General features: G+C 64.7%; 11 protein-coding genes and 1 tRNA gene. 5 read left to right on the top strand and 7 right to left on the bottom strand.

Annotation, left to right across the window (positions count from 1 at the left end; genetic code table 11):
* Positions 1–291: 291 nt before the first annotated feature.
* Entirely contained in the window at positions 292–783 is a 492-nt protein-coding gene (locus ASG77_RS13990; RefSeq protein ID WP_056347296.1) for an SRPBCC domain-containing protein, read from the top strand.
* 66 nt (positions 784–849) lie between these two features.
* Here the strand turns inward: ASG77_RS13990 and ASG77_RS13995 are convergent, their stop codons facing one another.
* Entirely contained in the window at positions 850–1,896 is a 1,047-nt protein-coding gene (locus ASG77_RS13995; protein WP_056346554.1) for a LacI family DNA-binding transcriptional regulator, read from the bottom strand.
* Positions 1,896–3,650, bottom strand: a complete 1,755-nt coding sequence (locus ASG77_RS14000) for a glycoside hydrolase family 13 protein (RefSeq protein ID WP_056346557.1) — start codon at positions 3,648–3,650, stop codon at positions 1,896–1,898. Before ASG77_RS14000 ends, ASG77_RS13995 begins: the two co-directional genes overlap by 1 nt.
* 195 nt (positions 3,651–3,845) lie before the next feature.
* Between ASG77_RS14000 and ASG77_RS14005 the strand changes: the two genes are divergently transcribed.
* The gene (locus ASG77_RS14005) at positions 3,846–5,216 is read left to right on the top strand and encodes an FAD-binding oxidoreductase (protein ID WP_056346559.1); all 1,371 of its coding nucleotides are present in this window, start codon (positions 3,846–3,848) and stop codon (positions 5,214–5,216) included.
* Between the two features lie 129 nt (positions 5,217–5,345).
* Here ASG77_RS14005 and ASG77_RS14010 read toward each other — a convergent pair whose 3' ends face one another.
* The 4 genes from ASG77_RS14010 to ASG77_RS14025 form a co-directional block, all read right to left on the bottom strand.
* Positions 5,346–6,767, bottom strand: a complete 1,422-nt coding sequence (locus tag ASG77_RS14010) for a DUF4032 domain-containing protein (RefSeq protein ID WP_056346561.1) — start codon at positions 6,765–6,767, stop codon at positions 5,346–5,348.
* Between the two features lie 124 nt (positions 6,768–6,891).
* The gene (locus ASG77_RS14015; protein WP_056346563.1) at positions 6,892–7,974 is read right to left on the bottom strand and encodes an ABC transporter ATP-binding protein; all 1,083 of its coding nucleotides are present in this window, start codon (positions 7,972–7,974) and stop codon (positions 6,892–6,894) included.
* Positions 7,975–8,208: 234 nt separating this feature from the next.
* On the bottom strand, positions 8,209–9,039 hold the full coding sequence (gene otsB, locus ASG77_RS14020) for a trehalose-phosphatase (protein WP_056346565.1): 831 nt from the start codon (positions 9,037–9,039) through the stop codon (positions 8,209–8,211).
* The gene (locus ASG77_RS14025; protein ID WP_056346567.1) at positions 9,029–10,531 is read right to left on the bottom strand and encodes an alpha,alpha-trehalose-phosphate synthase (UDP-forming); all 1,503 of its coding nucleotides are present in this window, start codon (positions 10,529–10,531) and stop codon (positions 9,029–9,031) included. Before ASG77_RS14025 ends, otsB begins: the two co-directional genes overlap by 11 nt.
* Before the next feature lie 179 nt (positions 10,532–10,710).
* Between ASG77_RS14025 and ASG77_RS14030 the strand changes: the two genes are divergently transcribed.
* The 3 genes from ASG77_RS14030 to ASG77_RS14040 all read left to right on the top strand — a co-directional run bounded on the left by ASG77_RS14030 (position 10,711) and on the right by ASG77_RS14040 (position 12,708).
* Positions 10,711–11,601: a DsbA family protein gene (locus ASG77_RS14030; RefSeq protein WP_056346569.1), complete on the top strand. Its 891-nt coding sequence runs from the start codon at positions 10,711–10,713 to the stop codon at positions 11,599–11,601.
* A gap of 151 nt (positions 11,602–11,752) precedes the next feature.
* Positions 11,753–11,829: transfer RNA gene (locus tag ASG77_RS14035), tRNA-Thr, on the top strand.
* Positions 11,830–12,387: 558 nt separating this feature from the next.
* On the top strand, positions 12,388–12,708 hold the full coding sequence (locus tag ASG77_RS14040; RefSeq protein WP_056346571.1) for a GYD domain-containing protein: 321 nt from the start codon (positions 12,388–12,390) through the stop codon (positions 12,706–12,708).
* 245 nt (positions 12,709–12,953) lie between these two features.
* Here the strand turns inward: ASG77_RS14040 and ASG77_RS14050 are convergent, their stop codons facing one another.
* Positions 12,954–13,817, bottom strand: coding sequence for a sugar phosphate isomerase/epimerase family protein (locus ASG77_RS14050; RefSeq protein ID WP_056346575.1), 864 nt, complete (start codon positions 13,815–13,817; stop codon positions 12,954–12,956).
* Between the last annotated feature and the right edge of the window lie 67 nt (positions 13,818–13,884).

Genomic DNA, 13,884 nt, shown 5'->3' on the forward strand with positions numbered 1-13,884 from the left:
GGGGGGCTCTCCCACTTTAACCACCACACCACAAACACCCCCGAACGGGGGGGGCTCTCCCACTTTAACCACCRCACCACAAACACCCCCGCCCGGGACGCTCTCTCACTTAATCCAGCGAAAACCCGAACCCTCTCTCACTCCCGCAGCGAGCTGCACACTCCATGCACCCGCCGTCGTCGGAAACTGCACCCCCGGGTACCTGGACTGCGAAAGCGTCCGCCGGAAACCCGCAGAAAGTGAGAGAGCGTCGTCTGTGGGGGATGCTGGAGCCGCGTAGAGTTGGCGTCCATGGATAACCTTTTCAGCCACGCGGACGATGCCCTCCCCGCTTCAGTTGAGCCCGCAGAGAACCTGGAACCTGTCATCTTCGCTGTCACAGTGCCGGGGCCGGTGGCGCAGGCGTTCGCCGGGTTCACAGATCACACGCACTTGTGGTGGCCACTGGATTCACACGGTGTGTACGGCGCAGGATCTTACGTTGAGTTTGAAGAGAACCTCATCGTGGAGACAGCTGACGACGGCAGGACCGCCGTCTGGGGTTCCATAGATGACTGGCAGCCGCCGCTTTCCTTCCACGCGTCCTGGCATCCCGGGACCACCGCTATCTGGTCCACCGAGCTGCGAGTCGCGTTCAGGTCCGTGGAATCCGGGACCGAGCTGCGCCTGGTCCACAACGGCTGGGAAGGTGCCGAGGATCCTGCCGCAGCGCGCGCCGACTATGCTGCCGGCTGGCCGAAGGTGCTGGACCGTTTCGTGAGGTTCATGGGCGGGGAAGCTTAGGCCTGACGGCCGGCCCTGAATAGCAGCTTGGGACGGACCCAGCTCAGGATGGACTGAGTGGCACGATCAGGCCGGCGGGACGGCCGTGCTGTTCCGGACGAGGAACTCCGTAGGGTATTCCCGGTCGGTGGCCGCTGCTGACGGTGGCGTGCCCTTGGCAGGCCGCTTCGCGCCGGCGTCGAGCGTTTCCAACAGCACGCGGGCCGCCAGGGCGCCTTGGCCGCGCGCATCCTGGTTGATGGTGGTCAGCCCAAAGACCTCGCCCAGTTCGTGCCCGTCCATGCCGATCACGGAGAGATCCTGCGGCACGCGCAGGCCGAAATCGCGGGCGGCGAGGATGGCCCCGATCGCCATCTCATCGGAGGCGGCAAAAACCGCAGTGGGCCGCCCGGCTGCGGCGGCCAGGAGATTGCGGGCACACACGTAGGCGCCCTGGATAGTGAAGTCCGCGGACACTACCCATTCGGGGCGGACAGCATGCCCCGCAGCCTGCATGGCTGCCTCAAAGCCGGCGCGGCGTATCCCCGGCAGTTTGAAGTCCTGGTTCAGTTCGGCATCGCCGGTGATGTGTGCGATCCGGGTGTGGCCCAGCCCAAGGAGGTGCTCGGTGGCCGTCCGGGCGAGGCGGGCATCGTCAATCCTGATGGTGGACGCGCCGGCCAGGGCGCCGCCGATGCCCACGATTGGACGGTGGATTGCCAGCAACTGCTTGATTTCTGACTCGCTCAGGACCAGCGCCACAGCGATGACGGCATCCAGCCGCTTGCGGAGCAGGAAGTCGTTCAGGACGCTGTGGCGGCGTTCCGGCCGGTCACCCACGTTGTACAGGGTGAGGTCGTAGCCGGCATCGAGCAAGGTGCCGGACACGCCCTCCACCACGGACGAAAAGTACCAGCGGTGGATGGACGGGACCACCAGCCCCACGTTGTGGTTACGGCCTGAGGCCAGGCTGGACGCGTGGTAGGACGGGACAAAGCCCAGTTCGTCGGCTGCCGCCTTTGCCAGCTGCCGGCTCTTGGCCGACACGTTCGCCTTGCCGCTGAGCGCCCGCGACACAGTGGCGATCGACAGCCCGGCGCGGTCGGCAACGTCCTTGATGCCCGCAAGTCCCACTATGCAGCGTCGCCTCCGCCAACCCGCAGCCACGCGGTTTCTCCGGTCGCCAGGAAGTGGGCCGAGCCGGAGCCCGAGCCCGAGCCCGAGCCGGAGTCAGCGCTGCGGACGAGGACGCTGCCTGCCGGCATTTCCAGGGGTTCGTGGTTGAGGTTCATAATCACCAGCGTATCGCCGTTGAGGAACGCGAGGGACGAACCGCTGCACCAGTCTTCTGCCCAGGCCAGTGACCCGCTGCCCAAACCCAGTTCACGGCGCAAGGCCAGCATGTTCCGGTACAGGGAAAGGTGCGACGACGGCGACGCGGCTTGTGCGTCCCGTGCCAGGTCCGCGAAGCTCGCCGGCAAGGGAAGCCAGGGAGCCTGGCCAGCGCCAAAGCCCAGGTGCCGTTCTGTGCTGCGCCACGGGAGGGGAACCCGGCAACCGTCGCGGCCCAGCCGGGCGCCTCCGGTGCGTGCGAACGTGGGATCCTGCCGCAGGTGCTCCGGAATATCGATGCCGTCCGGCAGCCCAAGCTCCTCACCCTGGTACAGGTAGGCGGCGCCGGGCAGTCCCAGCATAAACAGGGAGGCGGCGGCTGCACGCCGACGGCCTAGGGCTGTATCCGGCTGCGGATCGGCCGCACCGATGCCGTCGCCATCGCGCGGACCGGACCCGTTGTAGCCGAAGCGGCTGGAATGGCGGACCACATCGTGGTTGGACAGCACCCACGTGCTGGGTGCTCCCACGGCGTCCAGGGCGGTCAGCGATTCGGTAATGACACTGCGCAGCCGGTAAACGTCCAGCCCGGCGTGCAGGTAGGGGAAGTTGAAAGCCTGGTGCATTTCATCGGACCGCACCCACTCGGCGAGGCGGGGGAGCGGGTCGACGTTGGCTTCCGCGCATAGAATGCGGTCCGGCCCGTACCCGTCAAGGATCAAGCGCCACGCCCGGAAGATGTCGTGGAGGGCAGGCTGGCCGAACATTGGTGCCTCGTGGCCGGGGTAGCCGTCCGAGCTGCCGCCGTCGGCACGACCGCCCCAGGCAGGCAGTCCCGGGGCCTTGACCAGAGCGTGGGCGACGTCCACCCTGAAGCCGGAGACGCCGCGGTCCAGCCAGAAACGGAGCACGCGCTCAAATTCGGCGTGCACAGCCGGGTTGTCCCAGTTGAAGTCTGGCTGGGAGGAATCAAACAGGTGCAGGTACCACTGGTCCGGCTGGCCGTCAGGACCGGTGACCCGGGTCCAGGCCGGGCCTCCGAAATGGGACTGCCAGTTGTTAGGCGGTTCGTGGCCCTCGGGGCCGGCGCCGTCCCGGAAGATGAACATGTCGCGTTCCGGGCTCCCTGCCGGGGAGGCGAGGGCTGCCTGGAACGCCACGTGCTGGTCCGAGCAGTGGTTGGGAACCAGGTCCACGATGACCCGAAGCCCCAGGCGGTTGGCCTCGGCAATCAAGACGTCGAAGTCGCCCAGGGTGCCGAAGATCGGATCCACGTCGCAGTAATCGCTGACGTCATAGCCGGCATCGCGCTGCGGCGATTTGTAGAAGGGGGACAGCCAGACGGCGTCCACATCCAGCTCGGCCAGCTGCGGAAGTTCCGCAGTAATCCCCGCGAGGTCCCCGATGCCGTCGCCATTGAGGTCCCGGAAGGACCGCGGGTACACCTGGTAGATGACGGCCGAGCGCCACCAGCCGGGGGCATTGTCGGCATCGTGGATAAGGGACAGCCGGCCCATCAGTGGGGCGGTGGCGGTAAACGCTGTATCTACAGACATGGAGAAAAGTTTAGGCGTCTCTACACCAAAAATGAAAACGCTTCCAGTCATATGACCGCAAGGCTGCATACGTTCTGATGACTGGTTGAATTCCAGAAATGGAAGCGTTTACAGACTGCAGATACCGACGCCCTCAGCTCCTGCCGGCCGTCCTAGACTGGGGGAGAACGACAACGACGACGAACGGGAGGCTGCGTGGGCAGCTTGGTTGAAGAGCTGGTGGGCGCCCTCGGGTCAGGGCAGGTCAGTACCGAAGAGGATCTGCTCGCGAGATATGCAGTGGACCAGGCCCCCATCCTGGACTTCCAGCTCCCCGAAGCGGTGGTCTTCGCCGGGTCTGTGGCGGATGTGCAGGCCGTGGTCAGGCTGTGTGCGGCCCTCAACGTCGCCGTTGTGGCCCGCGGAGCCGGAACTGGCGTGTCCGGCGGCGCGCACGCGAGCAGGAACTGCATAGTCCTGTCCCTGGAACGGATGAACCGCATCCTTGACCTCAACCCGGACGACGAGACCGCCGTCGTCGAACCCGGCGTGGTCAACGCTGCCCTCAACGAGGCCGCCGCAGTGTATGGCCTGATGTACGCGCCGGATCCGGCGAGCTTCCGTTCCTCCACGATCGGCGGCAACGTTGCCACAAATGCCGGGGGACTGCGCTGCGCCAAGTACGGCGTAACCCGGGACTCAGTGTTGGCGCTGGATGTGGTGCTGGCTGACGGGTCCCTCATCCACACCGGCCACCAGACGTTCAAGGGCGTGGCGGGCTACGACCTGACGGGCCTGTTTGTGGGCTCTGAGGGCACTCTGGGGATCGTGGTGGGCGCGACTGTCCGGCTCAAGTACCTGCCCCGTGACGTGCACACCATCGCCGCGTTCTACCCGGACTTCAGGCAGGCCGCTGCGGGCGTCCTGGCGGTGGGCCGGGCCCGCGTGCAGCCGGCCATCATGGAACTGCTCGACGGCGGGACGCTGGCCCAGCTGGACGATCTCCACGGCTCCGACCTGGGCTCCCGCGGCCGTTCGCTGCTCCTGATCCAGACCGACGGGTTCGGGGCAGCGGCGGAGGCCGACGTCGTGCGTTCCGTCCTCGCGGCCGGCGGGGCAACGGTGAGCACGGAATCCACGGCGGAAGCCGAGCAGCTCGTGGAACTCCGCCGGAACAGCCGGGGCGTGGAGGTGGACGACGAATACCGTGTGGGCGAGGACGTGGCCGTGCCGCGCTCACGCCTGGTGGATTACGTGGCGGCGTTGGAAGACCTCGCGGCAACACATGGTGTGAGCCTGAAGGTGGTGGCGCATGCGGGCGACGGCAACCTGCATCCCACGTTCTGGATTGACCGCCAGGACAGTGCGGTGGACGCTGACGCCATGGCCCGGCTGAACTTTGCCCTGGACGCCTCCATCGAGGCTGCGCTGGAAATGGGCGGCACCATCACCGGCGAGCACGGGATCGGGCAGTACAAACTGCGCTGGCTGGGCCTGGAGCAGGCGGAACCCGTCAGGGAGCTCCAGCGCAGGATCAAGGAACTCTTTGACCCGGCCGGCATCCTGAACCCGGGCAAGGCCATCTAAAGGCCGCCACCTGCCACAAAACTAGGTAGCAGTACCTGTCGTTATGGGCGTTCATAACGACAGTTACTGCTACCTAGTGGTGTGTGTTAACACAGCCGTGCTGCATCCGCTGCCGGCCCATGGTCCGCGTCAGTCGTCGACGTCCGGGTACTCTTCGATAGACTCGTCGGCGCCATAGCGAGAGGACTCCTCGGTTTCCACTTCGAGGATCTTCAGCATCGCAGTATCCGGGTTGAGCATGATAGCGGCTTCGTCCCGGCGGTGGCGCAGGACGGACTCGATGTAGGACTGCACTGCCTCGGCGAGCGGAATGTGGCGGGCCTGGTCCTCGGACATGTACCAGCGGTGCTCCAGCACCTCGTGGACTGCCTCCGCTGGCTCAAGCTTGCGGGACAGGTCGCGGGGGATCGAGCGCACAATCGGCTCGAAGACCTGGCTGACCCAGAGGTGCGCGCTGTATTCCTCGTCCATCCCCGGGTTGTTGTCCGCCCGGAAGGAGTCCATGTCATTGAGCAGGCGCCGTGCCTGGTTCTCCTGGGCGTCCAGTCCGGTCAAGCGCAGCAGCCGGCGCTGGTGATGTCCGGCGTCGACCACCTTGGGCTGGAGCTGGATGGTGGAACCGTTCTGGGTGGTCTTGATGGCGTATTCCTCGACGTCGAACCCCAGCTCGTTGAGTTTCCGGATCCGGGCGGCCACGCGCCAGCGTTCGCCGATTTCGAAGGATTCCTTCTCGGTCAGTTCCGTCCACAGGCGCCGGTAGCTCTCCATGATGAGTTCGCTGGTGGCCACCGGGTCCACCTTTTCCTCGATCAGGCCGCCGTCCAGGAGGTCCATCAGCTCGCCGGCGATGTTGACCCGGGCAATCTCGAGATCGTACTCGCGCTGGCCGGTGGAAAGATCGGGATACAGCTCGCCGGTTTCCGCGTCCACCAGGTAGGCGGCGAACGCGCCCGCGTCACGGCGGAAGAGCGTATTGGAGAGCGAGACGTCGCCCCAGTAGAAGCCGATGAGGTGCAGCCGGACCATCAGCAGGGCCTGGGCATCGATGAGCCTTGTCAGGGTGTCCTTGCGCAGCATCTGCGAGAACAGGGCCCGGTACGGCATGGAGAATTTCAGGTGGCGGGTGACCAGGACGGGGTTCAAGGGCCGCCCATCCAGGGTGGTCCGGCCTGTGATGACTGCAACGGGGACAACGCACGGGACGTCCAGGCGGGCCAGCTTGCGGAGCATGTGGTACTCGTGGCGGGCCACATGCTCGGACGTTTCCTTGATGGCGATGACGGAGCCGCCCAGGTGCGCGAAACGCACAATGTGCCGCGAGATGCCGCGGGGAAGTGCTGCCAGGTTCTCGGCCGGCCAGTCCTCCAGGGCGATGTGCCAGGGCAGGTCCAGGAGTTCGGGATCCGCGGCCGCCGCCGTGATGTTCAGCGAGCTGGAAGCGGCAAGGACCTTGTCATCCTTGGCGCTCGCTGCCTCGAACCGCGGCAGTTTGCCGACCTGCGCGTAGTCCGTGGGCTCGTCGTGCCACTGTGCACTGTTTTCGTCGGTCATGGATCAATTCTTTCGTACAGAGGGGCGGCTGGCCTAAACCTCGGACTTAAACGCCGACGGCGGCCCGTCCAGTCAGGAGGGCCGCCGTCGGTTAGATCTCGACAGGCTCGATCGCCGGTGGGGACTAGTCGCCCAGGCGCAGACCGGTCTTGGTGTCGAACAGGTGCACGTGGCCCGACTGCGGACGGACGTAGATGGTATCGCCCTTCAGCGGGGGGCGGCGGCCGTCGACGCGTGCCACGATGTCGTGGTCCTTGCCGTCCAGCGTCGTGTGGCCGTAGACGTAGGCGTCGGCACCGAGTTCTTCAACAACGTCGACCTCGACCTGGAGACCCTCACCGTGAGAGGCCTGCTCGAGGTCCTCGGGGCGGCTGCCCAGGGTGACGGTGCTGCCGTGGGCCTCTTCGAGGATGTTGCGCGGCACGGGGTAAACCGTTCCGCCGAACTGGACGCCGCCGTCGACCACGGGCAGTTCGAGCAGGTTCATGGCGGGGGAGCCGATGAAGCCGGCAACAAAGACGTTCTTGGGCTTGTCGTAGAGGTTGCGCGGGGTGTCTACCTGCATCAGCAGGCCGTCCTTCAGCACAGCCACGCGGTCACCCATGGTCATGGCCTCGACCTGGTCGTGGGTGACGTAAACGGTGGTGACGCCGAGGCGGCGGGTCAGGGATGCGATCTGCGTACGGGTCTGGACGCGGAGTTTGGCGTCCAGGTTGGAAAGCGGCTCATCCATGAGGAACACCTGCGGGTTACGCACGATGGCGCGGCCCATGGCAACACGCTGGCGCTGGCCACCGGAGAGGGCCTTCGGCTTGCGGTCCAGGTACGGCTCGAGGTCAAGAAGCTTGGCGGCTTCACGGACACGCTCGGCGCGCTCTTCCTTGGAGACGCCGGCGATCTTCAGCGCGAAGCCCATGTTGTCTGCAACCGTCATGTGCGGGTACAGCGCGTAGTTCTGGAAAACCATCGCGATGTCACGGTCCTTCGGCGGAACATCGGTGACATCGCGGTCGCCAATAAGAATCCGGCCGGCGTTGACGTCCTCAAGGCCTGCGAGCATGCGCAGGGAGGTGGACTTACCGCAACCGGAGGGTCCTACGAGGACCAGAAATTCGCCATCGGCGATTTCGATGTTGAGCTTGTCAACAGCGGGCTTCTCTGTGCCCGGGTACAGACGCGTAGCGTTATCAAAAGTAACTGTAGCCACAGTTATCAATCCCTTCACCGGCAGGTACGTGCCGGACGATCCGTTGTGAATGGTTCATGTAATTCAGTTATCCACGGCATTGCAGCCGTGTACTCCCCGGCCGAAGCCGAGGAGTATCACGTGACGCCGCACGGTTCCTGTGCGCCACATCACAACCAAGAGTATGTCAGACGATTGGCGTATTGGTGCAAATGTTACGGAGGTCACATGTGAGGTTGGACATGTCCCCGAGGTTCAGTCAGTGCCGGGCGCTTCTTCGGCCACCACCAGGCTCCGTTCCTGCAGGAGTGCTTCGAGCAGCTCCGCGACGTGGGCCGGCGCTTCCACCCGGAACTCGGCCTGGGTGAAGTCCAGGCCCACCTTGACGCCCACATCGCCGGATTCCAGGCGCGCCAGGGCGTCCTCGTCCGTGACGTCGTCGCCGGCGAAGAGGACCGCAGTGGCCCCGGTGATCTGGCGCAGGAACGTCAGGCCCTCGCCCTTGGAGGCGTTAACCACCGAAGTTTCCAGGACCCGTTTGCCGTTCTTCAGGAAAACGCCTTTGCGGTCCTGGAGAACGGAACGGGCCGCAGCCACCGCGTCCTCGGCAACATCGTCCGTGGCCAGCCGGGTATGCAGGACTACGCCTGCGGGCTTGTCTTCGAGGAGCGTGCCCGGTGCCTGCTCAACGATCTCCTCCAGGACGCCTCGGACTTCGGCCAGCAGCTGGCGCTGGGCCTCGTCCAGCGTCAGCTCCGTGGAGCCGGGGCCCAGCCACGCCTCGGCGCCATGGCTGCCGATCAGCAACGTGTCCACCGGGGGCGAGGCGACCGCGCGCAGGCTGGCGAGGGCCCTGCCTGAGAGGAGTGCCGTCGTCGTGCGTGGAAGGGCGGCGAGCCCGGCGAAAGCGGCGGCCGAGCGCGGAAGCGGGCGGGCGTCGTCGGCGCGGTCAACCAGCGGGGAAATGGTGCCGTCGAAATCCATGGCCACCAGCAGGTGTTCCGTCTGGGCGATGCGCCGAGCGGCCTGCCGGAGTTCAGGGGACAAGGTGAGCGGGCCCTTGGCGGGCCGGGCGTCAGGAGTCATCGCGTACAACTTTCTCGTTCAGGGCGGCCAGGAAGTCAGCTGACCAGTGGTCGACGTCGTGTTCCAGGATCTGCTTGCGCATGGACCGCATGCGGCGCGCGGCATCTTTGGGAGGCAAATCGACGGCCCGCATGATGGTGTCCTTGAGGCCGTCGATATCGTGCGGGTTCATCAGGAGCGCCTGCTTGAGCTGGTCCGCGGCACCGGCGAACTCGCTGAGGACCAGCGCGCCGTCGTTGTCCTTGCGGGCAGTGACGTATTCCTTGGCCACGAGGTTCATGCCGTCCCGCAGTGCGGTCACGAGCATAACGTCGGCGGCGAGGTACAGCGCCACCATCTCCTCCACGGGGTAGCTGTGGTGCAGGTAGCGGACCGCCGTGTTCTGGATGGTGTCGTAGGTGCCGTTGATGTGGCCGACGGTACCTTCGATTTCCTCGCGCAGGAGGCGGTACTGCTCAACCCGTTCGCGGCTTGGGCTGGCAACCTGGATCAGCGTTGCGTCGCCGACCGTCAGCTTGCCTTCGTTCAGGAGTTCCTCGAACGCCTTGAGCCGGTGCCGGATGCCCTTGGTGTAATCGAGCCGGTCCACGCCCAGGAGGATGGTCTTGGGGTTGCCGAGGTCCTGGCGGATCTGGCGCGCACGCTCGATGATCTCGGGGTTGTGGGCCAGTTCGTTGATCTGGGCCACGTCGATGGAGATGGGGAAGGCCTGGGCCCTGGCGATGTGCGTGATTTCGCCGTCCTTACCCTTCACATGCACCTGCTGCTGCTTGACGCTGGCGCCGAGGAACCGGCGGGCAGAGCGCATGAAGTTGCCGGCGTCGCTGGGGCGCTGGAAGCCCACCAGGTCTGCACCCATCAGGCCGTCAATGATGGCATGCCGCCACGGCAGCTGGGCGAAGATTTCCGGCGGGGGGAAGGGGATGTGGTTGAAGAACCCGATCCGCAGGTCCGGCCGCGCTTGGCGCAGCAGCCGCGGCACCAGCTGCAGCTGGTAGTCCTGGACCCACACCGTGGCGCCCTGGCCGGCATGGCGCACGACGGCGTCGGCGAACCTTTGGTTGACCCTGCGGTAGGCGTCCCACCAGGTTCGGTGGAACTCCGGCGGGGCGATGACGTCGTGGTACAGCGGCCACAGGGTGGCGTTGGAGAAACCCTCGTAGTAGAGCTCAACGTCGTCGTTGCTCAGCTGGACGGGTACCAGGTCCATGCCGCCGTGGCTGAAAGGCTCGACGGTTTCGTCCGGGGCGCCGTGCCAACCCACCCACGCGCCGTCGGTCTTGGTCATCATAGGTGCGAGGGCAGTCACCAGGCCGCCGGGGGAGCGGCGCCAGCCGGAGCCGTCGTCGCCGCTCTCGCCTGGCGCGCAGCGGTCAACGGGCAGCCTGTTGGAGACAACCATAAAATCGTACGTGGCGGCCGTGCTGTGGCTGCTCGCGGCGGCGCCGGTTGCAGGTACAGCTGTTGGTTTTTCTTGGACGGGTGTTTGCATTGCGGCCCCCTGGGGTTGCTTGTGCCTTTAAGCCACCTTAATAGGATGGAATCCTCGGGGCTATTCGTCCGTTGGTTATTCGGGCGGAATAGTTGAAAGCGCAAGCTCTCAGGTTTGTCCCCTAAAATGGTGGAGTCGCCACAGAGTGGTCCCCCTATGTCGATCGACCCAAGGAACACATGAGCCCCGCAAATGAAATACGTAAGTCCAAGGCTGAGCGAACCTCGGAGGCGCGCGAGAAGGCACGCCTGATCCGTGAGGCGCAGCTGACGAAGGACAAGCGCAACAAGCTGCTGATCGGCTGGGGCATTGTGGTGGCCGTGGTGGCCATCCTTGTGGTGGTGGGGCTGGTGGTGACCACAACGATGCGGCAGAACGCCCCGATCGCTGACCAGGGGCCGACGCCGGCCAACGGCAACGTCAACGGTGGCATCACCTTGCTGGCCAATACCGACGTCGCGAAGCTGGAAGCAGCCACCGTTGACGCAGCCTCCGTGGGGGAGCCCCCGAAAACCGCGCCGGCGTCGGTTGTGGCACCGGGCGCCGAGGCTGAGGCCGGAAAGCCGGTCAAGGTGGTCCTGTACGTTGACTTCATCTGCCCGGTTTGCAAGAACTTCGAGGCACAGTACAACGAGCAGCTGACGGCGCTCCGCAACGAAGGCAAGATCTCGGTGGAATACCGGGCGCTCGGGTTCCTGGACAACCGGTCCTCCACGAACTACTCCTCCCGTGCAGCCAACGCCGCCGCGTGTGTTGTGAATGAGTCTCCGGAGAAGTACGCGGAGTTTGTGGACTCGCTGTTCGCCAACCAGCCCGCCGAGGGTACCGCCGGTCTTTCTGACGACAGGCTCAAGACCATGGCCACGGACATCGGCGCCAAGAACATTGACACCTGCGTCGACGAGAAGACCTACCGTCCGTACGTGAAGTTCACAACCAAGCAGGCCGCGGCGATCGGCGTCACCGGCACGCCTACGGTGTTTGTGGACGGGCAGCAGTGGGGCAAGGGTGCCAGTGCGCAGACCCCGTTCGCTGACTTCCTGCAGGCAGCGATCACCGCGAAGGGCTAAAGTCCTTCCACTCAGAGGACCTGCTTCCGGATCGATTCCGGAAGCAGGTCCTCTGTTTTGGCTCCGGTTCGCCCTTGCCGGCGTTTTTACGAGCGGGCGGACTTGGGCTAACCTTATCTAGCGCCTTGCGGCGCACGCCCCTCGGGGGCGCGCCTCCTTAGCTCAGTTGGCCAGAGCACCGCTCTTGTAAAGCGGGGGTCGTCGGTTCGAATCCGACAGGAGGCTCCAGTTGTGGCTCTGGTCGCAGGATCAGGCTTGAGGGCGCGTATCCAGCGTTGCGCTGTTGCCGCCGATCTCCATAGCCTCATGGATCTGCAGGGCAAACCAGAGCTGGGCCATGGTTGACGTTTCGGTCACGTCCAGCCCTATCAGCTCACTGATCCCCCGGCGTACGACCACGCAGACATCACCACTCTCGCGGCCGCAACCTTGGTCTTTGACCTTCTCGGGCTGATGGTGAATCGCTCCAAAGGAGCGACCATAAGAGGCGCCGACGCGCTGGAAGCCGCGGCGGTTTAGGCGCCATGCCCTTGTTGGCCTGCGGACCCCTGTGGGCCAGCAAGGGCGCTGGAACGGCCCCTCGAATACAAGCCCGCGACCGGCTTCGTTGCCATTGCCGGATGAAGGCTGGACCGTGGGTACAACCGACCGTTGCCAGTTCCCGGGGGAGGGCCTAGACTCAGCCCACAACCCCAGCCGGGGAGAACTCCAGAACCCTTCACTCATCCTCTGTTCTGGGCGTGCGGATAGGTTCGTGTTCTGGGCAAAGCAGAACAGGAATCGGCCATGACTAAGTATCTTTTCCAAGCAAATTATGTGGGCCAGGGCATCAAAGGCCTGATGCAGGAGGGTGGGTCCAAGCGTCGGGACGCGGTTGTAAAGGCCTTGGAGTCGGTTGGAGGATCACTGGAATGCATCTACTACGCGTTCGGCGAGACGGATGTCCTTGGGGTCTTCGACGTTCCCGATCAGCCGAGTGCTGTTGCCCTTTCCCTGATGATCAATTCCACCGGCGCCGTGGACCTTCACCTCACGCCGCTCATGACACCGGAGGATATTGACGCAGCTGTGGAGAAGACACCTGCATACCGGGCCCCCGGTCAGTAACAGCCTCGACTCGGCCTACCGGCCTGTCGACGCGGTTTCCCATTTGTACTCAATCCAAACCGAAAAGCCTTGGGAGCGTTCGAACATGGCCCGGGACTCAGCGCCGTCGGCTGCTATCCAAAGGATTTGATCGTCGGCTGTTACACCGTCCACCCTGCCCGTTCTCACCGTCTTGTCATGGAGCCGTACTTCGACGATCTCGCCCACGACTGCGATCCACTCGGGTTGCCAGTGCAGCCTGTTTTTCACCGCGCTGCAAAGCATTCCAATGTCCTTGCCTGGGTCTCCCGCAATGCTTCCAGCACGGGAAGCGCACGATGTTCCTCTGCCAGGATCTCCACTCCCCACGGCCCATCAAAGCCAATGGATTTCATGGTTCGGATAAACCCAACGACGTCCTGGTCGCCCTGCCCGCACTGGCGGCGGTTGTCGCGTGTGTCTTCGAAAAGGGAGCCCCGGACTTCCGCGTCCGCGTCGTTGAGCTCGACGCCGAATATCTGGTTAGCGTCAAGGCTTTTGGACAGCTCGTCCAAGGTGGTTCTTGCGCGGAACACGTGCCAGTAGTCGACCACCAGACCGCATCCGTGCATGTCGACCTTTCGGATCAGTTCCGCTGCCGCGGGCAGCGGTCCGACGGTGGCGAATGCCATCGGTTCCAGGGCAATGCGGGTGCCCCGCAGCTCGGCCTCGGCTGTCAGGCGCCGCAGGGGTTCAACCAGGAAGTCTAGGTCATCCAGGGCCTCGCCCGGGGCAGTTCCGACTTTGATAAACCGGGCACCGAGCGTCTCGGCAGCCTCAAGGAGGAGGTCGAACTGAGGCCGCCACTGGTGGGAAAGGCTCTCGTCCCACCAGTTGCTGAGGAGTTCAACTTCAACGTAGCTGAAGCCGGCGTCGTCAATCAGTTTCCGCAAGGCCGGGAAGCCAAGCGTGGAGCGGACGGCGGCCAGGTCATCATGGGCGAGCCCAAAACCTGACCATCCTGTCGCGGCCATAGCGTCCAAACGATCCGTGATGGGCACAGGACTTGTCTCGGGAATTTGCAACGGCGCAACATTGCCGGCGCTGGTCCAGCAGGATGCGACGAGTTCCGGCGCAGACATCTCAGTCATTGTTCTCCTTTGAAGCAAATGAGGGCCGCCGCCCGATCAAATAAGCGCGTCTAAATATGAAACCACA

The organism is Arthrobacter sp. Soil762 (genome assembly GCF_001428335.1).
In the GTDB taxonomy this organism is placed as follows: domain Bacteria; phylum Actinomycetota; class Actinomycetes; order Actinomycetales; family Micrococcaceae; genus Arthrobacter.

Bases quoted from the DNA above. Each gene is read 5' to 3' on its own strand.
- ASG77_RS13990 (WP_056347296.1), top strand. From the start codon at position 292: ATGGATAACCTTTTCAGCCACGCGGACGATGCCCTCCCCGCTTCAGTT.
- ASG77_RS14000 (WP_056346557.1), bottom strand. From the start codon at position 3,650: ATGTCTGTAGATACAGCGTTTACCGCCACCGCCCCACTGATGGGCCGG.
- ASG77_RS14010 (WP_056346561.1), bottom strand. From the start codon at position 6,767: ATGACCGACGAAAACAGTGCACAGTGGCACGACGAGCCCACGGACTAC.
- otsB (WP_056346565.1), bottom strand. From the start codon at position 9,039: ATGACTCCTGACGCCCGGCCCGCCAAGGGCCCGCTCACCTTGTCCCCT.
- ASG77_RS14025 (WP_056346567.1), bottom strand. From the start codon at position 10,531: ATGCAAACACCCGTCCAAGAAAAACCAACAGCTGTACCTGCAACCGGC.
- ASG77_RS14030 (WP_056346569.1), top strand. From the start codon at position 10,711: ATGAGCCCCGCAAATGAAATACGTAAGTCCAAGGCTGAGCGAACCTCG.
- ASG77_RS14040 (WP_056346571.1), top strand. From the start codon at position 12,388: ATGACTAAGTATCTTTTCCAAGCAAATTATGTGGGCCAGGGCATCAAA.
- ASG77_RS14050 (WP_056346575.1), bottom strand. From the start codon at position 13,817: ATGACTGAGATGTCTGCGCCGGAACTCGTCGCATCCTGCTGGACCAGC.